The organism is Echinicola soli, from assembly GCF_006575665.1.
Lineage (GTDB): Bacteria > Bacteroidota > Bacteroidia > Cytophagales > Cyclobacteriaceae > Echinicola > Echinicola soli.
In genome coordinates, this window is record NZ_CP041253.1 from 1,269,678 (window position 1) to 1,295,075 (window position 25,398).

19 protein-coding genes are annotated in these 25,398 nt (G+C 43.7%); 12 read left to right on the forward strand and 7 right to left on the reverse strand.

From position 1 onward, the window contains the following. The first annotated feature begins 326 nt into the window (after positions 1-326). The 4 genes from FKX85_RS05330 (at position 327) to FKX85_RS05345 (ending at position 5,923) form a co-directional block, all read left to right on the forward strand. Positions 327-1,598 carry an alginate export family protein gene (locus tag FKX85_RS05330; protein WP_141613740.1) on the forward strand — a complete coding sequence of 424 codons (1,272 nt, stop codon included), beginning with the start codon at positions 327-329 and terminating at the stop codon, positions 1,596-1,598. Between the two features lie 625 nt (positions 1,599-2,223). After that, entirely contained in the window at positions 2,224-2,847 is a 624-nt protein-coding gene (locus FKX85_RS05335; protein ID WP_141613741.1) for a GNAT family N-acetyltransferase, read from the forward strand. 70 nt (positions 2,848-2,917) lie between these two features. Next, on the forward strand, positions 2,918-3,496 hold the full coding sequence (locus tag FKX85_RS05340) for a hypothetical protein (protein WP_141613742.1): 579 nt from the start codon (positions 2,918-2,920) through the stop codon (positions 3,494-3,496). A gap of 183 nt (positions 3,497-3,679) precedes the next feature. Then, positions 3,680-5,923, forward strand: coding sequence for a S9 family peptidase (locus tag FKX85_RS05345; RefSeq protein ID WP_141613743.1), 2,244 nt, complete (start codon positions 3,680-3,682; stop codon positions 5,921-5,923). A gap of 3 nt (positions 5,924-5,926) precedes the next feature. Here the strand turns inward: FKX85_RS05345 and FKX85_RS05350 are convergent, their stop codons facing one another. The 5 genes from FKX85_RS05350 to FKX85_RS05370 all read right to left on the reverse strand — a co-directional run bounded on the left by FKX85_RS05350 (position 5,927) and on the right by FKX85_RS05370 (position 10,617). Next, positions 5,927-6,493, reverse strand: coding sequence for a Crp/Fnr family transcriptional regulator (locus FKX85_RS05350; protein ID WP_141613744.1), 567 nt, complete (start codon positions 6,491-6,493; stop codon positions 5,927-5,929). Positions 6,494-6,524: 31 nt separating this feature from the next. After that, positions 6,525-7,007, reverse strand: a complete 483-nt coding sequence (locus FKX85_RS05355) for a GNAT family N-acetyltransferase (protein ID WP_141613745.1) — start codon at positions 7,005-7,007, stop codon at positions 6,525-6,527. 538 nt (positions 7,008-7,545) lie between these two features. Continuing rightward, positions 7,546-8,688: a cysteine desulfurase family protein gene (locus FKX85_RS05360; protein WP_141613746.1), complete on the reverse strand. Its 1,143-nt coding sequence runs from the start codon at positions 8,686-8,688 to the stop codon at positions 7,546-7,548. Between the two features lie 236 nt (positions 8,689-8,924). Then, a complete protein-coding gene (gene glmM / locus FKX85_RS05365) occupies positions 8,925-10,316 on the reverse strand; it encodes a phosphoglucosamine mutase (RefSeq protein WP_141613747.1) in 1,392 nt (463 codons plus the stop codon). Positions 10,317-10,386: 70 nt separating this feature from the next. Beyond that, entirely contained in the window at positions 10,387-10,617 is a 231-nt protein-coding gene (locus FKX85_RS05370; protein WP_141613748.1) for a hypothetical protein, read from the reverse strand. A 73-nt stretch (positions 10,618-10,690) separates the two neighbouring features. On the opposite strand from FKX85_RS05370, the gene mazG reads away from it, so the two are divergent. Together mazG and FKX85_RS05380 are read left to right on the forward strand one after the other, a co-directional pair. Continuing rightward, positions 10,691-11,491: a nucleoside triphosphate pyrophosphohydrolase gene (gene mazG, locus FKX85_RS05375; protein WP_141613749.1), complete on the forward strand. Its 801-nt coding sequence runs from the start codon at positions 10,691-10,693 to the stop codon at positions 11,489-11,491. 128 nt (positions 11,492-11,619) lie between these two features. Continuing rightward, entirely contained in the window at positions 11,620-13,395 is a 1,776-nt protein-coding gene (locus tag FKX85_RS05380; RefSeq protein WP_141613750.1) for a chloride channel protein, read from the forward strand. Between the two features lie 993 nt (positions 13,396-14,388). Here FKX85_RS05380 and FKX85_RS05385 read toward each other — a convergent pair. Then, the gene (locus tag FKX85_RS05385; protein ID WP_141613751.1) at positions 14,389-14,859 is read right to left on the reverse strand and encodes a Fur family transcriptional regulator; all 471 of its coding nucleotides are present in this window, start codon (positions 14,857-14,859) and stop codon (positions 14,389-14,391) included. 234 nt (positions 14,860-15,093) lie between these two features. Between FKX85_RS05385 and FKX85_RS05390 the strand changes: the two genes are divergently transcribed. From FKX85_RS05390 to FKX85_RS05415, 6 genes are all read left to right on the forward strand, one after another. Then, positions 15,094-16,344, forward strand: coding sequence for an aspartyl protease family protein (locus FKX85_RS05390; protein ID WP_141613752.1), 1,251 nt, complete (start codon positions 15,094-15,096; stop codon positions 16,342-16,344). A gap of 116 nt (positions 16,345-16,460) precedes the next feature. Next, positions 16,461-19,748 carry an ATP-binding protein gene (locus FKX85_RS05395; RefSeq protein ID WP_168196218.1) on the forward strand — a complete coding sequence of 1,096 codons (3,288 nt, stop codon included), beginning with the start codon at positions 16,461-16,463 and terminating at the stop codon, positions 19,746-19,748. Positions 19,749-19,950: 202 nt separating this feature from the next. Further along, positions 19,951-20,541: a LemA family protein gene (locus FKX85_RS05400; RefSeq protein ID WP_141613754.1), complete on the forward strand. Its 591-nt coding sequence runs from the start codon at positions 19,951-19,953 to the stop codon at positions 20,539-20,541. Between the two features lie 54 nt (positions 20,542-20,595). Continuing rightward, entirely contained in the window at positions 20,596-21,030 is a 435-nt protein-coding gene (locus tag FKX85_RS05405) for a TPM domain-containing protein (protein ID WP_141613755.1), read from the forward strand. Beyond that, positions 21,011-21,838 carry a TPM domain-containing protein gene (locus FKX85_RS05410; protein WP_141613756.1) on the forward strand — a complete coding sequence of 276 codons (828 nt, stop codon included), beginning with the start codon at positions 21,011-21,013 and terminating at the stop codon, positions 21,836-21,838. Before FKX85_RS05405 ends, FKX85_RS05410 begins: the two co-directional genes overlap by 20 nt. A 190-nt stretch (positions 21,839-22,028) precedes the next feature. Beyond that, positions 22,029-23,189 carry an iron-containing alcohol dehydrogenase gene (locus FKX85_RS05415; RefSeq protein ID WP_141613757.1) on the forward strand — a complete coding sequence of 387 codons (1,161 nt, stop codon included), beginning with the start codon at positions 22,029-22,031 and terminating at the stop codon, positions 23,187-23,189. A 478-nt stretch (positions 23,190-23,667) separates the two neighbouring features. Here FKX85_RS05415 and FKX85_RS05420 read toward each other — a convergent pair whose 3' ends face one another. Continuing rightward, on the reverse strand, positions 23,668-25,329 hold the full coding sequence (locus FKX85_RS05420; RefSeq protein WP_141613758.1) for a M1 family metallopeptidase: 1,662 nt from the start codon (positions 25,327-25,329) through the stop codon (positions 23,668-23,670). Positions 25,330-25,398: the final 69 nt, after the last annotated feature.

The following is a 25,398-nucleotide window of genomic DNA, read 5'->3' on the forward strand; positions in this document are numbered from 1 at the left end:
ATCTACGCCGCGGAGCAGAAGTGTGGCGACCTGCAAATTGTTTCAAAAGCAGTTCATTACCATTTTTAATATAAAATACGTATATTTACGTATATTCAGTTACGCGTATGGAAACACACACAGTAGATCACTGCACTTGTACCAATATTTCTTGTAAACGGTCATTTACAAGAAATAAAGAGTTCTTATGCCATAGAAACAACGTGCTATGTAAAAAAGAAGCGCTATGCTGTATTAATGTATAGAAGCACTGTAATACGTGGCTTATTTTTGTAATAAAATACGTAATAATACTTATTTATAACATACCACTATAAAACAACCCAATGAAAAAGATTTATCTCCTGACCATCATTTTATGTACTTTATTGGTGACCCAAACCATGGCCCAAATCCGCATATCTGCTGAGGTACGACCCAGATCTGAATTTCGAAATGGCTTCAAAACGCTCACGGACGATAGCAAGGATCCCGCGTTCTTTACAGAGCAACGATCAAGGCTGTACTTGGACTACACCAATAGCGACTTTGTTTTTAAGTTGGCATTTCAGGACGTACGCATTTGGGGCGAAACCACCCAAATCTTCAAGGAAGAACCCGGCAATACTTTCCTCAGTGAAGCTTGGGGCCAATACTTTTTCAAGCCTGAATTTTCTGTAAAGGTAGGTCGCCAAATCCTCTCTTATGATAACCAGCGTTTCCTTGGTGGCCTGGAGTGGGCACAGCAGGGTAGAAGGCACGACGCACTTTTGTTCATCTATGATAGCGAGCCAAAAGGAATACAGCTACACGTTGGCTTGGCCTATAATCAAGATAATGATGTGCCAGAGCCTGGTTTTCTCCAAGGTGACGGGGCCAATTTTTATAGTGTATCAGGGAATTACAAGACCATGCAATATGCTTGGTTTCACAAGAATTATGAAGCGGGAGGATTTTCGTTATTGGTGCACAATGCAGGCTATCAAAATGCAGATAGTACCGTTTCCAATAAACAAACCTTTGGTTTTATCCCAAATGTAAACATTGGCAAGGTGGCCGTGGCTGGTGACTTCTATTACCAATCCGGCAAACAAGGGACCAATGATGTCAGTGCCTTCCTGGCCGGCGTCAATGCCACCATTCCTACTGCAGTAACCCCGCTCACTATCGGTGTAGAATACATCTCTGGTGATGGTGATCTCACAGACGGGAAAAACACCAACTTCAATCCTGATTTTGGCACCAACCACGCCTTTAATGGTTTTATGGATTACTACTTCGTAGGCCCTGCCAATGGAGCAGTAGGAGTCAATGACATCTACCTAAAGACCAAATGGAAAATCGGCAAAGGAAACCTCCAGGGACACTTACACCAGTTTTTTACCGGTTCCACCCAATATGATGGGGCAGGTGAAGAGCTTACCAAGGCCATGGGAACTGAAATTGACCTTGTTTATGGCATCAAACTGGCCGAGGCTGTCACCTGGAACATCGGCTATTCCCAGATGTTCGCTACAGACACCATGGAGTCCATTCGTGGTGGAGACCGTACCCACATCCAAAACTGGGCTTGGACCATGATCACCTTCAAACCAACCCTATTCACATCATCCAAATAAGTCAACCCAGAAAATAGCAACATTATGAAAATTCCGGCAATCAAAATGGAAGGTGGCCAGTAACCTTTCTGTCTTATTTTTTCAGGCTTAAATGCCTAGTGGCATTGGCCAGGACTCCCTTCTCACTATTTTAGCCGGCAGAAGTGTAAGCAGGGATGCTCCGTTAGGAGCATTAGCTTGGTAACAGAAATTGGATACAGCATCCTAACAGTGCCGTAGGTACTGACCATGGGCAAGGAAAACATATATCATTATCGACTGCATCAGGAGCATGGGCACCCAAATTCATCCGTCCACGCGATGCTTCGATCTCCATAGCCCGCTAGCGCTCAGTTTACCCATAGTAAATCATATAGAACCGATTTGTTTGGATGTTTGGTCAGCTGGGGGGACGGGTATTTCCGAATCCACCAATTTATACAGGAAAATCACAATCTGTTCCATTCCCGTGCAACTAAACTGTCGACTAAACGGAGAATCAAATGGATAATTTTTTAAATTCGTGCTGGCAAAATCTTTACGGCTCTAGATGAATTATAGTGGGCAAATTACGCTGCATTTAACAAGCAAAGTCAAAATACTTGTCCATCATAATTCATTTAGAATCACCTATATCCTACGAACCATGAAAAATAGCTGGCTACAAAATATCGAGCTGAAAGGCGAAATCGCCAGGCTGGTACCCTTAGAGAAATCCCACCGCGATGCACTTATTGATGCAGCATCTGATGGCAAGCTCTGGGAACTATGGTATACCTCAGTGCCTTCACCGGAGACGATTGACGAATACATTGCCCAGGCCCTTCAGCAAAAAGCAGCCAAAGCCAGTCAGCCTTTTGTCATCATTGATAACCTAACTGGAAAGATCGTAGGCTCCACTAGGTACTGTAATGTCGCTAAAGAGCACAAAAGGCTGGAAATTGGATTTACCTGGTACGCCAAAAGCGCCCAACGAACAGGTATCAACAGAGAATGCAAATTGCTTATGCTTAGCCATGCTTTTGAAAAAATGGGCTGTATCTGTGTCCAATTCAAAACCGATTGGTTCAATCAAGCTTCCAGAAATGCCATCGCCCGATTGGGCGCTAAGCAAGACGGAATCTTAAGAAACGACCGCCTCAATGCAGACGGGACCTATCGGGACACAGTAGTATTTTCCATCATAAACCAAGAATGGCATGGTGTCAAAAAAAATCTGCTCCACCAAATGAAAAATTACAAGGAGCAAAAGGAAAAGCCATTGGATTAACTTTTATAAGAGATTACCGTTCTTTTCCATTATGAAATATTGATCAATTTTTACCATACCAAAATAAGCCATGAAACCAGTTTACATCAGTTGCCTACTTGCATTTCTTTCCCATATGCATTTTGCCAGTGCCCAAGTATCACGAGACCTGCCTTTTGCAGATATCAGCACTTACCCGCAAGAAATGACCTCGGCAACTGTCGCTGCCAGAATGGTCGAAAGCCTGGGCTTCAGGTACCGTTATGCCACCCAGGGATTGGAAGATGAAAACATGGATTTCCGCGCATCGGAAGATGCCAGAACCATAGGTGAAACAATGCTCCACATCTATGGTTTGAGCATGGTGATTCATAATTCGGTCATGGAAAAACCGTATGCCAAAAAGGAAAGGCTCAGCCCTATGAAAGCACGGGAAATAAGCTTATACCTGCTGAAGACGGTCTATGACCAATTACTGAGTATGGACGATGACGAGCTGAAGGCGATAACCGTCCGTGGAGATTACCCGTTTTGGATATTGATCAATGGCCCTTTGGCGGATGCCCTTTGGCACAGTGGGCAGGTCGCCACGCTTAGAAGAGCCGCAGGAAACCCCATGCCAAAAGGTGTCAACGTTTTTTTGGGTACATATAATGGTAGTAACAAGTAAAAGGTAGATTTCAAGCCTAAATTGCCACAAAATTGACCATTTATAATACGCTATTAACCAATGGCAATCCAAATTCAAGAACAAAGGGGGAATTACCTGATAATGCTTATTTTTAGCGTTGATCTTCATTTCTTTTCGAAGAAATTGAAGCCATTCTATTATATGATGAAGTAAAATACAGTAATGAAGAAGTTAACCTACATCGCCTATTGTAGTGCAATTTTCCTACTTGGCCACCTGTGCTACGCCCAAGAATCCCAACTTGACATAGACAGGATATATGCTGGGGAATTTCGGCAAGAAGGCATGACCGCTTACCAGTGGATAGAAAATGGAGAAGCCTATGCTGTGGTCGAAAACACGGAGGACGGCAAGCCTCAAATCGTGAAGTACCAAACTTCTTCAGGTAAAAAAAGCATTTTGGTAACAGGAAGCCAGCTGGTACCAAATGAGAAGGGAGCATCCATTGGGGTCGAACGTTTCACTTTTTCACCCGACAGGACCAAGCTGCTGATATTCACCAATAGCTCGCGCGTTTGGCGTGCCAATACCAAAGGGGATTATTGGGTATATGATCTGGGAACAGGCGAGCTTAGCCAGCTGGGCAGCGCATTTCCTGCCTCTTCACTGATGTTTGCCAAATTCTCCGCCGACCAGTCGCAAGTAGCCTACGTACAGGATTTTAATTTATATGTGGAGGAGATTGCCACTGGAGTGGTCAGGCAGCTCACCAAACGCGAAAATGAGTCCATTATCAATGGGACCTTTGACTGGGCATACGAGGAGGAGTTTGGAGCAAGGGACGGTTTTCGCTGGAGTCCTTCCAGCCAGCATTTGGCCTTCTGGAATTTTGACATTTCCGGTGTTGGAACGTTTTATATGATTGACAATATCGATTCCATTTATTCGAAACCCATTCCGCTCCAATATCCCAAAGTAGGCCAGGATCCTTCTGCTGTAAAAGTAGGCATCGCTGACCTAAACGGAGAAAATATTCACTGGGTGCCTGTTCCCGGCACTGCTAACCAAAATTACCTTCCCGGCATGCAATGGGTAGATGCAGAAACGCTCCTTATCCAGCAATTGAATCGCCTCCAAAATAAACTTACAGTCTGGAAATATGACCTTGGCACAGAAGAGCTGGAACAGCTCTATATAGAAACAGAGGATACGTGGGTGGATATTTACTATCCGGATGTTTCGGCTGGAGGCTGGGAAGAAAATGACCTGAAGCTTGTGGATGATAACAAGGCCTTTTTGCGCATGACAGAAAATGATGGCTGGAGACATGCCTACAAGGTGGATATCGCGACTGGGGAAAAAAAGCTGTTGACGCCTACCGAATTTGATGTTGCCTCCATCGCCGGAGTAACGGATAAGGCCATCTATTTCCATGCTTCCCCTGCAAACACAGCGCAACGCTATCTATACCAGGCCAATATGAAGGGAAAAGTGCAGCAGGTCACTCCCCAGACGGAGACAGGGATCAATATCTACAACTGTGCTCCCAATGGCAAATTTGCCATCCAACAGCACGATGAGGCCCTAGCGCCTACCACCTACACTTTAGTCAGCCTGCCAGATCATAAAACGATCCGCTCATTGGTGGATAATAATAGCTATAAACAGCAGTTGAATGACCTTTCGCTTCCAAAGGTGGAATTTTTCCAAGTCACTACAGAGGAGGGTGTCAAGATCGACGGAAGGATGATCAAGCCAGTGGATTTTGATCCAGAAGATCAATATCCTGTGCTTTTTCATGTCTATGGAGAACCTTGGGGAGCAGTAGCCACGGATAACTTCATCGGTCTCTGGAACATCATGCTGGCACAAAAAGGCTATATCATCATCGATATGGACAATCGTGGCACGCCTTGCCTCAAGGGTAGTGAATGGCGCAAAAGTATCTATCGTAAGATAGGACGGATAAATGCCCAAGATCAAGCTTTGGCAGCCAAAGAAGTTTTCCGGAAATTTTCTTTTGTGGATCCCGACCGTGTGGCAGTTTGGGGATGGAGTGGTGGTGGCTCCATGACCCAAAACCTACTTTTCAAGTATCCGGATATTTACCAAACAGGTATGGCAGTGGCCGGTGTTTCCTTGCAGCTGATCTATGATAATATTTATCAGGAACGCTATATGGGCCTTCCACAGGAAAATGTGGAAGACTTTATCGAAGGCTCGCCGATTTCACATGCCAAGGGTCTGGAAGGAAACCTGCTTTTGGTCCACGGCACCAATGATGACAATGTTCACTACCAAAGTCAGGAACTCTTGGTCAATGAACTTATCCGGCATAACAAGCAATTTGATATGATGGCATATCCGAACCGTTCGCATGGGATTTATGAAGGAATGAATACACGCCGCCACCTTTACACACTATTGACCAATTACCTGATAGAAAAGGTACCGGTGAATGAATAGAGATCACAACGATATCCGTCTGCGGATGCGGCTAAGGGCTTGTGGAGTAATGCCGATATAGCTGGCAATGTACTTCAGTGGTATTTTATGGATAAGCTCCGGGCGATCCGAAAAAAGATTAAGGTATCGCTCTTCAGCGGATTCTTTCAGGAGGGCCAGTTCCCTTTTGGCTTTCTTTAGGAATAGACCTTCTGCAGCATGTCTTCCTATTCTTTCTCCCACATCTGAGAGCTGATAAACTGCCTGCAAATCGGCATGACTGATGCTCCAGAGGGTGGTTTCACTCAGTGTCTCTATGGTATATCCACTCTTTGCCCGTGTCAAAAAAGCATCATAAGCACTCATGAATTCCCCCGCAAAAGAAAAACCAAAGGTCAGTTCTTCTTCCCCAGGGATATAATATCTCACTACGCCCTTTTGGATAAATGAAAGGTAATCTTCTCTTACACCTGCCGAAATGACGTGGGTTTTGGCTGGAAATTGCCTTTTAGTTAACTTTTGTGAAAAGAGGGACCAATCACCATCGGTCAGCGAGACCTGTGCTTCGAAGAGTTTTCTTATTTCTTCCATGGACTTCTAAAGGTCTTGAGCGATGAGATGATTATTCCAAAAATGCTTTTTCCACGCGGTAATTAATGAGCTCCAAACCATTGACTACTTTTATATTTTCCTGAACCATGCTAAAACCCATTTTCTCAAAAAAGGGTATGGCTGTTTTACTGGCATCGGCGATAATAAGCCCTGCTTTATTTTCCTTGGCTTTATTTTCTAGTGCTTTAAGTAATCGTTCTGCTAAGCCTAGCCGCTGGTAGTCATACTGGACATACATAAAGTCAATGTAATTATCATCCTTCAATGCACCAAAACCAACGATTTTTGCATCGTATTCTGCCACCAAAAAAAACTCCTCTTTTAAGGCTTGCTTCCATCGCTCCTCATTGATCACAGAAGATATCCACGCAGCAATCTGCTCTTCCGAATAATCGTTTTTACAGGAACTTTGGATCGTTTCCACGTATAGCTGCTGAACTTTGATCATATCTTTCATTTCAGCTTGGCGAATAATAATGTCATATGCATTCATAACAAGGGTGATTTAGTGGGTAATGAAAGACAAATATTTGTAGAAGATAGTTAAATAATTTCAATAAATTTCCGCTATAAAACCACATAATTTGTAGATTTCTATCATTGGGGCAAATTGGTATCACCTACTTTTAGGTTAATTTGTTGGCTACTTTATGATTATAGTATTTTTACGTAAGTGAATGGGCTTCCCAAAGGCCAAAATTTCCTGTTGGTGGTTTTAAAGGTTCCACATTTAATTTCATTTGTAGCTTCCAGCTTTTCTGCTGGATCCAAAATAATGGAAGCCACCAAGTCACTAAGATGCTTGTTGCTCCGATAGCTGTGCTGGGGAACGTGGAGCCTTGAGTCTTTAACTCAATTCCACATCGATTGTATATCCCCCAAGTGTTTCTTCTGTTTCCAAGATACAATCAGGGCTTTATGTGTCTTGGCGCCTTTGTGGCCACGACAATAGAAGCTATCAACTTTTCCGCTGATCACAAAAAAAGCCGACCAAAATGGTCGGCTAGATTTACTGTTTCACTCTTTACTCATTAGGCAGTTACGCCATAAAGTTCTTTTAATTTCTCTACGGTATAATCGATTTCTTCCTGTGTATTAAAACGACTGAACGAAAACCTAACGGAGTCTCTTTCGGGCTGGGCATTGAGTGCGCGCAGCACATGGGAACCTACAGTGGCACCGCTGCTACAGGCAGAGCCTCCAGAAGCGGAAATACCATTTAAGTCCAGGTTAAAGAGCAGCATACCGCTGTTTTCTTCGGAAGGAGGAAGGCTGACATTGAGTACGGTGTATAAGCTGCGGTCCAGATCAGCAGAGAGCCCATTGAACTCCACGCCCGGGATCCCTTCCTTTAGTTGATCGATAAGGCTTTTTTTAAGCTGCTTTACGTGCTGCTTGTGCCCCTCCATATCTTCATAAGCAAGCTCCAGCGCTTTTGCAATTCCTACAATGCCATAAACATTTTCGGTTCCGCCTCGCATGCTTCTTTCCTGTGCCCCTCCATATATAAACGGCCTGATCTTATTTTTCTTGTTCAAATACAAAAAACCTGAACCTTTAGGGCCGTGGAATTTGTGTCCACCGGCTACCACTGCATCTATGGGGAGTTCCTTCAGATCATGTACGTAGTGCCCCATGGTCTGCACGGTGTCGGAGTGGAAAAACACACCATGCTCCTTGCATTGCTGGCCAATGGCCTTGATATCATTGATATTGCCAATTTCATTATTGGCGTGCATGATAGAAACAAGTGAACTGGGATGTGCCTGGATCCAATCGTATAGGTGGTCCATGTCGATTTGGCCGTGTTTGTCGATTTGGGCAAAGTGCAGTTTGATATGGCCACGCTTTTCACATTCTTCCAAGGTATGGAGCACAGCATGGTGCTCGACCGGTGAGGTCAGCACATCTTTTATCCCGTACGTTTCGATGCCGCACACCAATGCGGTATTGTCCGCTTCAGTGCCACCGGAAGTGAAGAATATTTCACCGGGAGTGGTGTTCAGCAATTCAGCTACTTTTTTTCTTGAACGCTCGATTGCTGTCCGCACTTCTCTGCCGTGGGAGTGGACAGAGGAGGGATTGCCATAATGGCCTTTCATATAAGGCAACATGGTTTCCAGTACCTTTTCATCCAGTGCTGTAGTGGCTGCATTATCTAAATAAATGTTCATTATCTCTAAATACTTGGGTACGATGATTATTGATAGCCTACGGCTATGCACTATAATAAGTTAAATCCGCATTCATTGCCGTTTTAGTTAACCAGGCTATCCTGATCCCGACAGATCGGGACAGGCTCTTTCAATCATTATGTGTTGAATGAGAGAGATTCCCTCGCCATGGCGAGATGACAGCTTTGTCACTGTCTGCTCTTATCTAAACGGTATTAAAACCGGGTTAAACCTGCTTATTTGCTTGCAGAGATCACTTCTTTGATATCCAGAATGAGCTTGTTGGCCAAGTGCTCTGCTGTTGCTTTAGTTTCAGATTCGGAGTAAATCCTGATGATCGGTTCCGTATTGGATTTCCTTAAGTGGACCCACTCTTTTTCAAATTCTATTTTGATACCATCAATGTCATTGATGGGTTGTTTGCTGTACTTCCTGCTGATTTCGTCCAAGATGGCATCCACGTCGATATCAGGGGTCAGCTCTATCTTATTCTTCGAGATGTAATAGTTTGGATAGCTTGCCCGAAGTCTGTTGGCAGTCTTTCCGAATTTGGCCAGATGCGTCAAGAAGAGTCCGATGCCCACCAGGGCATCACGGCCGTAATGGGATGCAGGGTAGATGACTCCGCCATTGCCTTCACCACCGATGATGGCATTGGTTTCTTTCATTTTATTGACCACATTGACTTCACCTACTGCGGCAGCGGTATAAGTGCCTTTATATTTTTCGGTTACGTCTCTGAGTGCCCGAGTGGAGCTGAGGTTGGACACCGTGTTTCCGGAAGATTGCGATAGCACATAATCAGCGATGGCCACCAAGGTATATTCTTCTCCAAATGCCGAACCGTCCTCAGTCAGGAAGGCCAGCCTGTCCACGTCCGGATCCACTACGATGCCCAGGTCAAATTTCCCGTTTTTCAATTTACTGGAAATGTCCCTGAGGTTTTCAGGCAATGGCTCAGGATTGTGTGGAAAGTGTCCATCTGGCTCACAGTACATTTGTTCCACTTGATCCACACCCAGGGCTTTCAGGAGTTTTGGAAGAGCGATGCCTCCAGTGGAGTTAACACAGTCGATCACCACGCTGAAGTTACGGGCAGCAATAGCCTCCTTATCCACTAAATCAAGGCTCAGTACATGGTCAATATGCCGGTCGATATAGTCTTCGACCAAGGTATATGCGCCAAGGTTTTTTACACCTGCAAACTCAAAATCTTCCTTTTCTGCCTTATCGAGGACCTCTTTTCCATCTTGATCAGAGATAAACTCGCCTTTGTCATTGAGTAGCTTCAGGGCGTTCCATTGGATGGGATTATGGCTGGCGGTAAGGATAATTCCCCCCCCGGCTTTTTCCAAAGGCACGGCAAATTCCACTGTAGGAGTAGTGCTAAGCCCCAAGTCGATGACATGAATGCCCAATCCCTGCAGCGTAGCAGTGACCAATCTGGAAACCATGTCACCAGAAATTCTCGCATCTCTGCCGAGGACGATTCGAGGGTTGTTGGTTTTTTCTAGGATCCATGCTCCGTAAGCGGAGGTGAATTTTACAATGTCAACAGGAGTCAGTCCTTCTCCTGATTTTCCTCCGATAGTCCCGCGAATACCGGAAATAGACTTAATTAATGCCACTTTGATAGCGTTTAGTTATAAACTATAAGAAAAAATCCCGCTTGACACTACAAGCAGAAACTTTTGGTGATTATTTAAATCTTTCCATTACTTTGTTGACTTCCGAATCTGGGTTGCCACATGCCTCACCTTCATCCATTGACTTTCCGCAATAGCTGCATGAACCACCCTCCTTGTTAAGGTATGGGTTTTGAGAAGCACAAGTTCCCTTAAACTGCCCGTTTTTGAGGAAAATCAGCCTCACGGACATCAGAATGAAAAACAGTGCCAGGAATCCCAAAGTCAAATATAGAGTTGCCATATCCAATTAATTTGTTCAAATTTACGTAATACTTTGAAAACGTCCACACAATCCAAATAGTTTCCCAAGCCCTATGTCCAAAAACTCTTCCCGATCACAACAACTAGAAGCATTTGACAGGCTGTTGACCATCATGGATGAGCTGAGGGAAAAGTGCCCTTGGGATCGCAAACAAACCATTGAAAGCCTGCGCCACCTGACCATCGAAGAGACTTTTGAGCTCTCAGATGCCATCCTCGATGAGGATCTGGAAGAAGTAAAAAAAGAGCTTGGGGATATATTGCTTCATATCGTCTTTTATGCCAAGATTGGTGCCGAAAAGGAGGCTTTTGACATCGCCACGGTGATCGATGGCTTGTGTGATAAACTGATCCGCCGCCATCCGCATATTTATGGGGATACGGAAGCCAATGATGATGAGGCAGTGAAGCAAAACTGGGAAAAGATCAAGCTCAAGGAAAAAGGCAATAAGAGTGTTCTTGGTGGTGTCCCGAGATCACTGCCTGCACTGATCAAGGCCATGCGAATTCAGGAGAAGGCCAGAGGAGTGGGCTTTGACTGGGAAGAAAAGACCCAGGTATGGGAAAAAGTGGAAGAGGAAATGCAGGAGTTCAAGGAGGAGTTTGATGCAGCGGCACCTGGTCAAATCGATAAAGAAAAGGCAACTGGAGAATTTGGTGATTTATTGTTTTCCCTGATCAACTACGCTCGGTTTGTGGACATCAATCCTGAAGAAGCACTGGAAAAGACCAATAGGAAGTTCATTCACCGCTTTCAGTATTTGGAGAATGCAGCAAAGGAAGCGGGAAAAAGCCTGGGTGATATGACCTTGAATGAAATGGATGTTTATTGGAATGAAGCCAAAGAGCAATAAAGTCTCAGATTTATAGCATTATTTTAAGAGGGATAGCAATAAATTTTTACTTTTGGCTTTGATTATCAGAAACTAGCCAAATAACCTTTAATGAATCCGAATAAATTGATTATCAACTTCGTTCCGTTTTGGCAAAAGATATCATAACCCGATTTTTAATCTGGCGGCTCAAGCATATAAGTACTAAGAATTTTATGCTGATTCTTAGTGGTGTCATCGGTATTCTTACGGGATTGGCTTCGGTGATTCTAAAGGTTTCTGTCCATTCCATTCAGCATTGGTTGATCGAGGGTTTTCAGATAGAGTATGCCAATTTCTTTTTTATTCTTTATCCCCTGATTGGTATTTTTCTTACCTATGTGGTGGGTAAATATATCGTCAAGGACTACGGTGGTCATGGCATTCCAGAGATACTTTATAATATTTCCAAAAAGAATAGCCTTATCCCCAGGGTAAAAATGTACAGCCGGGTGTTTACTTCTTGTCTCACTGTGGGACTGGGAGGATCGGTCGGTTTGGAAGCACCGATCGTGGTGACTGGCTCGGCGATTGGCTCTAACTCTGGCCTTCTGATGCACCTAAACGCCAAAAAGCGGAATATCCTTATCGGTTGCGGTGCCGCAGGAGGAATATCGGCCATATTTGGTTCGCCCATTGGCGGGGTGATTTTTGCGATAGAAGTAATCCTGATGGAGGTAAATACAGCAGCCTTTATTCCCTTGTTGATCGCTTCTGTGCTGGGGTCGCTGACCACCATGGTACTTATCGGAAATGATCCTATTTTCTCCTTTAACCTATCTGGAGAATTTATAGCGGCGCATACTCCATATTATTTGCTGCTGGGCGTGGTGACTGGATTGGTATCGGTTTATTTTATAAAAGCGGTATTGAGGACAGAAAATTTATTGGAGAAGCAGCACAATCCCTGGCTGAAGATGCTGATTGGCGGGGCAGTGCTCGGACTTATCATCTTCTTTTTTCCTCCTATTTACGGTGAAGGGTATAGTACGCTGAACTCACTAATTTTGGGAGATCCAGCGGTATTGCTGAACAGAAGCCCATTCTTCTCCGAGATCAACAATACCTACTTTATATTGTTTTATCTCTTAATGATCATTTTCGCGAAGCCGATCGCAGCGGCATTGACCATCGGAAGCGGCGGTAGTGGTGGTATTTTCGCTCCATCCCTGTATGTGGGGGGAATCACTGGATTCCTTTTTGCTTTTGCCAATAACTTCTTTGGGATTTATATCCCCATTCCGGTGGCCCACTTTACGTTGGTGGCGATGTGCGGAGTGATGAGTGGTGTGCAGCATGCCCCGCTTTCGGCGATATTCTTGATCGCTGAAGTTACCGGTGGCTATGAGCTTTTTGTACCGCTTATGCTCGTTTCGGCCATTTCACTGGCCACTACGAATTATTTTGATAAAAATTCCTTATACAAAAACCAGTTATTGGAACAAGGGAAGCACATCCCCGAAACCAAAGATGAACAAGTGCTTGGCCTGATCGATATTCGAAGGATCATGGAAAAGGACTTACTGCCCATTCATCCAGATGCAGTGCTTAAGGACCTTTGTGGATTGGTCAAACTCTCTAACCGTAATATCTTCCCTGTGGTCGATGAGAAGGGCACCCTGAATGGGATCATTACCTTGGATGATATTCGAGATATTATGTTTGATCGTGAGAAACAAAACGAAGTACAGATCCGGCAACTGATGCACAGTCCGCCTGACACGATCCAGCCCTCTGAAAGTATGCGGGAAGTAATGGATAAATTTGAACGTTCTGGGGCTTGGAACCTGCCCGTAGTAGATAATGGGATGTACCTCGGCTTTATTAGTAAATCACGTATCTTTAATGCCTATCGGACACGCCTGATCAGGCAGCAGAAGGAATAGCATAAAATTATATTCTGTTTCACATCTTATCCACGGTTACCCACATCGGGCAAAACCGTATAAAATTCATTTACAGCGTTTTATCCACAAATTAGATTTTCATAATAATCACATAAATAGCTGAAAACAAGATGTTTATGGGTGTCGAAGGAGAGTGTGTGGATAAGTGTGGATAATTGTGGATAAATATTGGTCTTAATTTTTGGAGCTTTTTTCTGTCAGTATAGGGCGATTTTTTGTTCCAATACATGTTCCTTTGACCTCTTAAAAAAGTGAAAGATTTTTCGAAAATCAGAATAAAATATTTATATCGCCAATAGCGGACCTAGATATATTACTTGGGTTCTATATGATTTACTTTGAGTGCTGAATTTATATGTGTTGGTACGGATTGAGCATTTAATTTTGTTGGATCTATTTGGAATACTGTGGGTAAATTATCTACGGGACTGTCCCACTTGTGCGGATAGATTAGGGAATAGTTTTGTTCCTACGGCACAAAGCCCACTGGAGGCAACCTGATTTTATAAATGCCCAGCGGCATTGGCCAGGACTCCCTCCTCACTATTTTACCGACAGAAGTGTCAGCAGGGATGTTCCGTCAGGAGCATTAGCTTGGTAACAGAAATTCTTCGATCTCCATAGCCCGCTAGCGTTCAGTTTACCCATAGTAAATCATATAGAAACATTTTGTTGTTCTCCTTTAACGATAAAAAGAACGAAAAAATCAAGGTTTGAAATGGCATTATATTCCTAGTCATGGGCAACACCTATGGTAAGCAGTCTAGCAAACCGATATAGGTTTTAGCGTTGAATACCTGATCAATGCACACAAATTTACGCTAAAATCCGATTCACGCCAGTAGAGCATTTTTCCCATAATCAACAGGGAAAAGGAATTTTAGAAAAGCATATTGAAATTTATTTGCCCCCAGAAATATTACTTGCTCGGTATTAAGGTCAAGTCAAGCTTAGGAAAAGAAAAAAGGGAGCCTAAACCAGTTTTAGATTTTTGCAATTGGGGATTTGGCAGTCACCATACAGTACCAAGGAGTGGCTGGTGATAGCAGAGGAAAGTTCTTTGCCCATGGTTTCCTTGATCAGGTTTATCCGTTCGTCAGAAAATTCGCGGATTTTGCGGCACTGGTTACAGACATGATGGTCATGGTGCTTGTACGTAAGTGCTTGTTCGTATAAGGCTACTTTGTCTTTAAATTGGTGCTTGACGGCTAGCCCACATTCCACTAGCAGGTCAAGCGTATTGTAGATTGTGGCACGACTGATAGAATAACCTTTATTTCTCATCAGTAAAAAAAGTCCTTCTACATCAATATGCTCATCTTGCGGTAGGGCGTAGAGTTCATCGATCACCGAAAACCGCTCAGGTGTCTTCCTACTTCCCTGTCTCAACAAGAAATTTTCAAAAATTTTCTTTGCTTTATCTAAGATTGACTTTTCTGCCATAGTTTTTTCTTTACTAAGAAATAAAGATGGTGCATTTTTTTAATTATGTCAAACTGAGTCGATCCACAGAGGTTTAATAATGCTAATTTGCTTTCAGTCTAAATTAGCTTTGGTGAATTTTTGGCAAGTTTTTTTCACACTTTAGCAAGTCAGCATCCTGAATCAACCCAAAATCGTTTCTCGATTACTTGGCCATGTTTTTATTTTAAAGCTATAATGCTAAATTAGTTATGTATGACCCTGACAAGACTCTTTATTCTTTTTTTTACAGCCAATTTTTTTATTAGCTCATCACTTTGGGCACAGGTGCCGGGGTTTTATTTAAAAGAAGACCAAAAGCGGGTCAACATCCCTTTTCTCAATTACAATAACCTGGTTATCGTCCCGCTATCGATCAATGGTGGACCAACCTTGAATTTTTTGTTGGACACAGGGGTAAAGTCAAATATTCTATTTAGCAAGTCCATTGGTGATGAGATAGGGCTTTACTATACGAGGACCCTTAACCTCATGGGCGCAGACGGCAAGACCGTGCTGACGGCATTGGTGTCTCCAAATAATTATTTCGATGTAGGCCCTGTGGAAGGTAAGGTGCAGGCAATACTGGTACTGGAGGAAGACTTTTTGGAATTGGAACGGGTAATTGGCCTGCCGATCCATGGCATTATCGGCTATGAGTTTTTTAAATATAATCCAGTCAGAATCAACTATGACACGGACATCATCACCTTTTATCGGCAGGATCGGTTGAATTGGCGGCCGTTTGGATACAGAAAGATAGGCTTGGACTTTAATAACTATAAACCGTATGTGAAAAGCACCATCCACCAGATCGGTGGCGCGGTGATTCATGGAAAATTACTTATTGACACTGGGGCTAACCACGGTTTGATGCTTAATCGGGAAACTTCTGATGAGATCGTCCTGCCTCCGGAAAATATCGAGACAGACCTCGGTCGGTCATTGGGAGGTGATCTTTATGGATATGCAGGAAGGGTAAAAAAATACAGCTTGGGTAATTTGAATTTTCGGAAAGTCATCACTTCTTATCCAGATGAAACAGAGTTTTCGTCTATCATTATCGAATCTGGGAGACTTGGTAGTTTGGGGTCGGATATATTGTCCAGAATGACACTGATCATAGACTATCCCAGAGAAAGGATGCTGTATAAAAAGGCTGCCGACTTTCATAAACCTTTTGAATATGACATGAGTGGCTTGAAAATACGGCTGACAAGTGTAGAGGAGAGGCGCTATTATGTCAGCAGTGTTCAGGAAGATTCCCCTGCTTCTCGAAAAAATTTCAAAACAGGGGATGAAATTCTGGCAATAAATTTACTTCCCGTAGAATACTGGGACCTTTCTGGAATCAATGATTTATTGCGTTCTGAGACAGAAAGGAAAATATTATTTACCATTAGAAGAAACATTAATGGAATAATGGTGGAACTGGAAAAAGAAATCACACTGGAAAAACAGTTATAAAACAGTAGTTTTTCGTAATATTGAAAAACAAAAATAGCCTAAATGGGATTGAAGGGCGAATCTTTTTATTCATGAAAGTAAAAAAAGCTTGTTTTTCTTGTAGATAGTCGATGGTGATGAAGAGAAGAAATATGGAACCTTCCATGCTTACCTTTAGGAGGTTCAGCTTCGGGGAATATCAATGTATTTATCAAAGCAGTTCATTGGATCCGTACATTGATCAGTCAGATTTGAAGAGTTTTTCAGCAGCTTTTTTGTGCATGCCAAATCCGGCTCTTGAGCACATTTATCAGTATTTTTTGATGGAGAGGTCGCTAAGTACCTTTTTCTTTTTCAGTGATGGTACATTTATCAGCGTAAGGTTAAAAGGCAATGTCATTAAGGAATCTGACTCGGCATTGTTTAATATTATGGTCTCACCGGTTCCAAATGTCGATGCCTCCCTGTCAGGCTGGATTCTGGACATGGAAACCCAGAGGTTTTACAGCAATCTTTATAATACAAAACCACAATACCATGGTGACAGTGATTTTATAAGCATGCTCATGCGCCACTACAAGGGAGAGAGTAGAGAGGCTTTTGAACAGTTTATCACCTCCATGGATCAAAAAACATTACCAGTGGACGCTTCCAAGAAGCTACAGTTGGTAAAAACACCCATTGAAAATGGCAGGTTCTACTTTTTTGTGGAGCTTAAGGATAAACGATTGGAGAGTCAGCCCCAGTTTATACCACTAAAGTCTGAATATTTTCATCAAATTGGCCCCAGGACCTTGTTTTATGACTTTGGAAGTGACCAATCCAAAATATCCCTTTCCGGGGATACAGAAGAAATCTTGGGTTATCACTCGAAGGAATTGGAGGAGTTTACCGTCGACCGCTGGCATGCGCTTATCCATCCAGAAGATGTAGGAAAAAGAAAGACCATCGACAAAAGGGAGCCTTCCAAACCTACCGGGGCGTGGTATCGAATACGGCACGGGCAGGGACATTATGTTTTTGTGTATGAAGCTATTTATCCCTATCTCGATGCTGTAACCGGACAGGAAAGGATATTTGGCAAAATCAGGCTGGCATCCAAGTGGGAGTATCGACAGGGGGAAGATGTTAAGATAAAACATACCTTTAAAGAGTTGGCTGATTGTATGCCGGACTTAGTATACTTGTACAGTGAAAATGCCAAAGGAGAGGTTGAGGTTAGGTTTTTGAGTGGCGATACAGAAGAGATCCTTGGCGTGGATGCAGGCTACTTTAAAAAGAATGTCAGAGAGATTATAGATAGTTTTTACTCCGTGGATATACCGCAAGAAGGGAGACTTTTAAGCAATACGAAATCTTCTGAAGCATCTACGATGGTGTTTCAGGTGATGCTGCCCAATAAAGAAATCAGGTGGCTTTATTCAAAATCGTATCCGTTAAGAGAAGGGGATGACGCACAAATCCGCTTAAGAAACATCGTGGACATGTCTTCCCACAGATCGATCGAAGAGGAGGCTATGGGTGTCCAAGACCAAAGTACCGCGGGCTTTGATTATATTCCTTTGGTGATTTTTCAATATAATAGCCAAGGGACCATTTTAAAAGCCAATAGAACACTTTTCCAAAAGACCCAGATCACTGACAGGAGCAAGTATATCGGTAGGAGCATCCACGAAATTTATAAGGACTCCACAATTTATGATACACTTTTACAAGGGATTAACAAGGGTTTCGCAAGGTATGAAGGGCCGTTTATTTCCTTTTTGAATAATAGCAAATATTATGTTGGCCTGACGGTGAGAAAGCTCGAAAATGAGGACATTTACCAAGCGGCTTTTGAGGACATCAGTGAAAAGGATTTTGTCCAGCGCGTACTTAATGAAGTGGCCACCATTTCAGCCCATTTTAATGATGCGGAGTTCTTTAACCAACTCGTAAAACTACTGTCCCAAAAGCTTAATTTTACCTTTTGTATGGTGGGGGAGTATGTCTCTCAATCCAACTCAATTCGAAGTATTGCCGTGGCAAAGTCAGGAGAGCTTATAGATAATTTTTCCTATTCACTTTTAAATACCCCCTGCTATCATGCGATCAATGGTACCGAAGATGACAATGTGGTGATTGTGCCCAATCAGGTGGCAAAAAAATATCCAAAAGACAAATTTTTACAAGATGAGCAATTGGTATCATATTGCTCTACGGGCATAAAGGATAAATCAGGAAAGAAGCTTGGTATATTGGTCTTGGCTGACAGAAGCCCTATTCTAAACCAAAATATCCTTATCAATATTATCTCGATCCTTGGGGACCGGGCTGGGGCAGAGCTGCAGCGCATGCGTTATGAGAAAGAGCTGATAGCTTCACAGCAGCTTTACCAAAGCATTGCTGAAAATTTTCCCAAAGGTACCATCGATGTGCTCGATCGGGACTTGAAATATATTTATACAGAGGGGAGTGAATACCGCAATTTACAGATCAATCCAAAACATCTCATTGGAGCCTTCCACCTTGCCAAATATGAGGCTGATGTCGCTGCGCATGCAAAAGCGCACCTGGAAGAGGTTTTTGGGGGGAAGACCGTGACCTATGAGATCAGCTATAATGGGGAAAACTATAAAAAGATAGGTGTGCCGCTTAGAAATGAGGAGGGTGAAGTGACCCGAGCACTGCTCGTTACCCAGAATATCTCTGCCTATAAAATAGCAGAAGTGGAGCGGGAAAAGCTCATTAGAGATCTGTCCAGCCATAATGAAGAGCTACAGCATTTTGCATACATTGTCTCGCATAATTTGCGGGCTCCGATCGTGAACATCACTTCCCTGCTGGATCTTATCGATGCCGATAATCTGTCCGATGAAGAAAATAAGGTACTCTTTGACAGTCTTAAGGATTCTACTTCCATCTTAAACACCACACTGATGGACCTCATCGAAGTGGTCTCTATTAAGAAGAAAAAGCTGATCAAAATCGATCGGATAAACTTCGATAGCATCGTCAATAATATTGAAAAGAGCCTCTTTAGACAACTGAAAGATGCAAAGGCAAAAATTCATAGGGATTTTGAGGCCGCAGAAATCAATTACGTCTATAGCCACCTTGAGAATTTTTTGCTGAACTTCATGACCAATGCCATCAAGTACAGTCATCCAGACCGCATTCCCGAGATAATTATTAAGACTAGAGAGGAAGGTGATAAATGCAGGATTACCTTCACAGATAATGGCATCGGCATTGACTTGGAGAAATATGGGGATCGTATTTTTGGACTCTATCAGCGATTTCATAACCATGTGGAGGGAAAAGGCCTTGGGCTTTATCTTATCAAAGAGCAAATCCGCTCACTGGACGGTGAAATTTCAGTAAAAAGTTCTGAGGGCGAAGGAACTACCTTTTCGGTGCTCCTGAAAAACCTCCCACTGCCTTAGATATTTATAAATAAATTAGGATGCTTTGCGGAGTGTGGAGTGCATTTTTTTAAACTCTTTCCATTCTTTTGCGTGAGAATACCTAAATTCGAATATTCCAGACCGGATGAATAGGGACATGATATGGAGATTTTATAAGTTTCCTTTACCTTCGGCTGGTCATATCACAAACTAGATACTGTTAAATATCAATTATAAGCACATGAAAAAAGCAATTATTCCAATTTTGATTTTGGTGGTAGTGGGTATTTTTGTCTATACCAAGGCGGTAGGAACCTACAACCAATTTGTACAGACTGAAGAAGACATCAACGGCAAGTGGGCTGAAGTGGAAACCCAATACCAACGAAGGGCAGACCTTATCCCCAATTTGGTCAATACAGTGAAAGGCTATGCCGATTTTGAGAAAGAAACCCTGGAAGGTGTCATCAACGCACGTGCCAAGGCCACTTCGATCAATATCAATGCCAATGAGCTTACCCCTGAAAAGGTAGCCCAATTCCAACAAGCACAAGATCAACTGGGCGGGAGCCTCAGCAGATTACTCGTGGCTGTGGAGCGATATCCAGACCTGAAGGCCAACCAGAACTTCCTGGATCTCCAGGCTCAGCTGGAAGGTACCGAAAACCGGATAGCTGTCGCCAGAAGAAACTTTAACCAATCTGTCCAAGCGTATAATTCCAACTTGAGACAATTCCCGAATAATATCTTTGCGGGGTGGTATGGGTTTGAGAAAAAAGGCTACTTTGAAGCTGTCGAGGGAGCTGAAAATGCCCCTGCCGTAGAATTTTAAATTGACTTATTTTGCCCGGTATATGCCGGGCATTCTTATTAAAAACACTAGGCTATGGCCGAAAAACTATTTTCCAAAGAAGAAAAGCAACAGATCGTTGCTGCTATCAAAGCTGCTGAGCTGCAGACATCCGGTGAAATACAAGTTCATTTGGAAAATCACTGTAAAGGTGAGGTCCTGGATAGGGCAGCAGATGTCTTCGCCATGCTCAAAATGCACAAAACCAAACTTCGCAATGGAGTGCTCTTTTACCTGGCTGTCGAGGATCACAAATTTGCCGTGCTGGGTGATGGTGGTATCAATGCCGTCGTGCCCAAGGGATTTTGGGATGGTATAAAAGAGGAGATGGTAAAGCACTTTAAGGAGGGCAAGTTTACCCAAGGACTGGTCACTGGCATCGAAATGTCAGGCAAGGCCTTGAAGGAGCATTTTCCCTATGATGCTGACACTGACAAAAACGAACTCTCTGATGAAATTTCCTTTGGATAATATGTTGATTAAAAGATACGCGCTATTCCTATTCCTATTTTTGCTGACCGCTCAGGTGATTATTGCCCAGGACGATTTTCCTGAGCGCCCAAATCCCCCCAAGTTGGTCAATGACTTTAGCCAGACCCTTTCCGCTTCTGAGCAAGCAGCCCTGGAGCAGAAGCTGGTAGCCTATAATGACAGTACATCCTCCCAAATTACCGTCGTCTTGATGGGGTCCGTAGGCCAATATGATATCAGTGATTATGCTTTTCAGCTTGGTGAAAAGTGGGGGATTGGCCAAGAGGGCAAGGACAATGGCCTGCTGATCCTCGCCGCCATACAGGATAGAAAAGTGTTCATTGCTACCGGCTATGGCATGGAAGGAGCTGTTCCGGATGCGTTGGCCAGAAGGATCGTGGACAATGTGATCGTCCCGGCTTTTAAGCGGGAAGCTTATTTCGAAGGCTTGGATCAAGCCACCAGTATGATCATAAAGCTGGCCAGTGGAGAATATGATGCGAAAGACATCGAAAAGAAAGGCAATAGCGGTGGAGCTGTATTTTTCATTTTGATCTTCATCGTCATCTTTATCATCATACCCCTGATCAAAAACCGGAATGACAATGACAACCACATGGGAGGCCGTGGTGGTGGCGTAGGTTTGTTTACCTCGTTGATGCTTATGAACCTGCTGGGTGGAGGCAATCGCGGCGGCGGTGGCTTCGGAAACTTCTCCGGTGGAGGAGGTAGCTTCGGTGGTGGCGGCGGATTTGGCGGCTTCGGAGGCGGCAGCTTCGGAGGCGGCGGTGCTGGCGGAAGCTGGTAATTGGTGATGTTGGAAGGTTAGCATGTTTAAAAGTTTAAATGTGGTATTTGTTTAGGTCCAAATTGGCTTGAAAAGTACATTTTCCGGTTTGGATTATAACACAGCCTTTTAGAATTATCGGGAACTGATCAAAGTGATATACTGTTAGGAGGGGCATGATTTTAGAAATAACAATCCTAACGAATCGTATATGCTGAACTTTGAATTTAAGAACCCGACCAAGGTCATTTTTGGCCAAGGCCAAATGGAAAAAATAGCCGTCGAAATTCCTTCTGGAGCCAAAGTGCTTATGACTTACGGTGGAGGAAGCATCAAAAAGAATGGCATTTATGATGCGGTAATGACAGCAATGAAGGATTTTGAGGTCATTGAGTTTGGCGGCATTCCTGCCAATCCCGAATATCATCAGTTGTTGGAGGCCTTGAAAGTCATCAAAGAAGAGAATATTACCTTCATGCTGGCCGTGGGTGGTGGATCGGTCATCGATGCCACGAAGTTTTTATCTTCTGCGGCGCTTTATGATGGTGAAGAGCCATGGGATATTTTGGCCAAAAAGATCCGGACAGAAAAGGGCTTGCCCTTTGGGACGGTACTGACCATTCCGGCGACTGGTTCGGAGTCCAATTCAGGTGCGGTGATCTCCAATCACCAGACTGGAGAGAAATTCTCCATGGGCGGTCCAGGCTTGTTCCCCCAGTTTTCATTACTGGATCCCACTGTTATCCGTTCACTTCCCGAAAGGCAGCTTGCCAATGGTATCATGGACGCTTTTTCCCATGCTTTGGAGCAATATATGACCTATCCGGTCAAAGCGGGCTTGCAGGACCGTTTTGCAGAAAGCATCATGCAGACTTTGATAGAAGTGGGACCGCAGGTGATGAAGGATCCCACGGACTATGATGCGGCGGGGGACTTTATGTGGTGCTGCACCATGGCCCTGAACGGACTTATCCAAAAAGGAGTACCTACTGACTGGGCCATCCATGCCATGGGGCACGAGCTAACGGCACTTTATGGGATAGACCATGCACGTACCTTGGCTATTGTAGCCGGCAGCCATTACCGCTACAACCTCGACAGGAAGAAGGCCAAACTGGCCCAATATGCTGAGCGTGTGTGGAGGATTATGGATGGTACTGTAGAAGAAAAGGCACTGGCAGCCATTGAGAAAACAGAAATATTTATCCAGTCGCTGGGTATTGATACGCATCTTTCCGCCTATGTTGATAAGTACGAGCATACGGCCAAGGAAATTGCTGATCGGTTTACGGAAAGAGGCTGGACGGGGCTCGGCGAGCACAAAGATCTCAGTCCGGCAGATGTGGAGAAAATAGTTGAAATGGCGTATTGATTTTGAAAGAGGATTGCGTTAATTGAAAGATTGGCCACAGATACGCAGATAAAATTATATGAGTCTCCGTAATCATAGACGTAGCCAAGCATAATTGAATAAATAGTGTTTCCGTCCTTTTATTCAGGTGTAAAATTGCTTTCAATAGGTCTTCATGAATGCTACGCATTTCCATTGATGAAAAGGACCAAAAATCCAGTCCGGTGGTGAGCCCTTTAAATTGGGAAGGACAAGTTTTCCAGTGAGGAAAATACGTTACCCAATTTAATTTAAGAAAACTGCTCCGGCCTGAAAATGAATGGATCTCGCTGTTCCACGACGCGAGCTAATTCATTTTCTTAACGGCCTGCTCATTTTTCTTAAACCGGTCTCACCAAGGGACTTTCTTAACTTTCCAAATCACATTTTGGAATGGTACCACTACGTGTAAAATTACCGATAGTCATTTAAAATTATCCCTGCGTATCTGTGGCTTTTTTTATTCTCCCATGATATTCATCTTGGCCACATAGAAGTTGCGGTCGACGATAAGCTTTGATGTGGTAGGATCGAGCTTTTTGGTTTGCCATTGGGTAGTCGGTTTGAGCCAAATTTCCTTTCCATCGACCCAAACCTTCAGGGACATATTAAAGCTTTCTATGGTATTTTCCCATCTGTAGGCCAGCGATCCTTCCCTGAGCGTGTAGCTGAAAATCGGGATATCCACATTCCGAAGGTACTGGTCAAATACAGGATCGAGGTCCATTCCGGATTTATCACTGATGTAGTTTTCGACCTGTTTGGTCGTGACGGTTTGGTGATAAAATTCACTGTTCAGACCACGGAGGATTTCGCGCCATTTATCATCATCATTGATGAGCTGGCGAATGGTGTGGAGCAGATTGGCACCCTTGTAGTACATGTCTCCAGAACCTTCGTGATTTACCCCGTAAGTACCGATGACAGGGAGGTCGTTATTGATGGCCATACGTGTGCCCAGCACATAATCACTGGCGGCTTCTTTGCCGTAAAAATAATCCAAAAATAGGTTCTCGGAATAGGCCGTAAAGCCTTCATGGATCCACATGTCTGCCACATCTTTATTGGTGATGTTATTGGCAAACCACTCGTGGCCGGATTCATGGATGATGATAAAGTCAAATTTCAGCCCCCAGCCTGTCCCGCTGAGATCCCTTCCAAGGTAGCCGTTACCATAGGCATTGCCATATGTGACGGAGCTCTGGTGCTCCATCCCCAGGTAAGGCACTTCTACGAGCTTATAGCCATCTTCATAAAAAGGATACGGCCCAAACCAATGCTCAAAAGCTTCCATCATCCGCTTGGCATCCTTAAACTGTTCTTTGGCCTTTTCCAAATTTTCGCGGAGCACATAGTAGTCCATATCCAATGTTCCTTTTTCCCCTTGGTATTTTTCGGAGAAGTGAACATAATCACCGACGTTGATATTGATACCATAATTGTTGATGGGGTTTTTGACTTCCCAAGTGTAGGTTTTGGTGTTGGCTTTGCGGTTGTGCTTGGTGTCGATCAAGCGTCCGTTGGAGACATCCATTAGGTTTTCGGGTACTTCCACTTTGAGTACTACGCCATTTTCCGGTTCATCGCTGGGATGGTCCTTGTTTGGCCACCATACGCTGGATCCGATGCCTTGGTTGGCATTGGCGATAAAAGGGAGGCCATTGCTGTCTTTTTGCCAAGTGAGACCACCGTCCCAAGGTGGACGTTGCGCTACTACTGGCTTGCCAGCAAAATGAAAGGTAATGCTATAGCTTTTGCCTTGTTCTTGGTCTTGCTTTATGGTGATAAAATGGGCATTGCCATCATGCTGGATGGGAAGGTCTTCACCATTTTGTACGGCCTTGGTAAGCTTCATGGGCACTTGAAGGTCGATTTGCATGCGCTGTGGCTTACCGATGACTTTATACGTCATGGTGTTGGTGCCGGAGAGGAACTGTTTTTCTGGCTCCACTTTTACCGCTAAAGTGTAATGCTCTAAATCCCACCATGCCCTTTCCGGTGTGATGGTGCCACGTAAGGTATCCTGTCGTGTAAATTTTTCCCCATGGGGGAAAAGCTGTGCTTTAGCAGTAAAACTAAAAGTCATTGCTCCCGCTATCAAAAGCGATTTCATCCAGTTCATATCAAATAAGGTTGGGTTTCTATTCTATTTACACTCACTAATGTAAGTCTTATTCATAAAAAGTGGCAA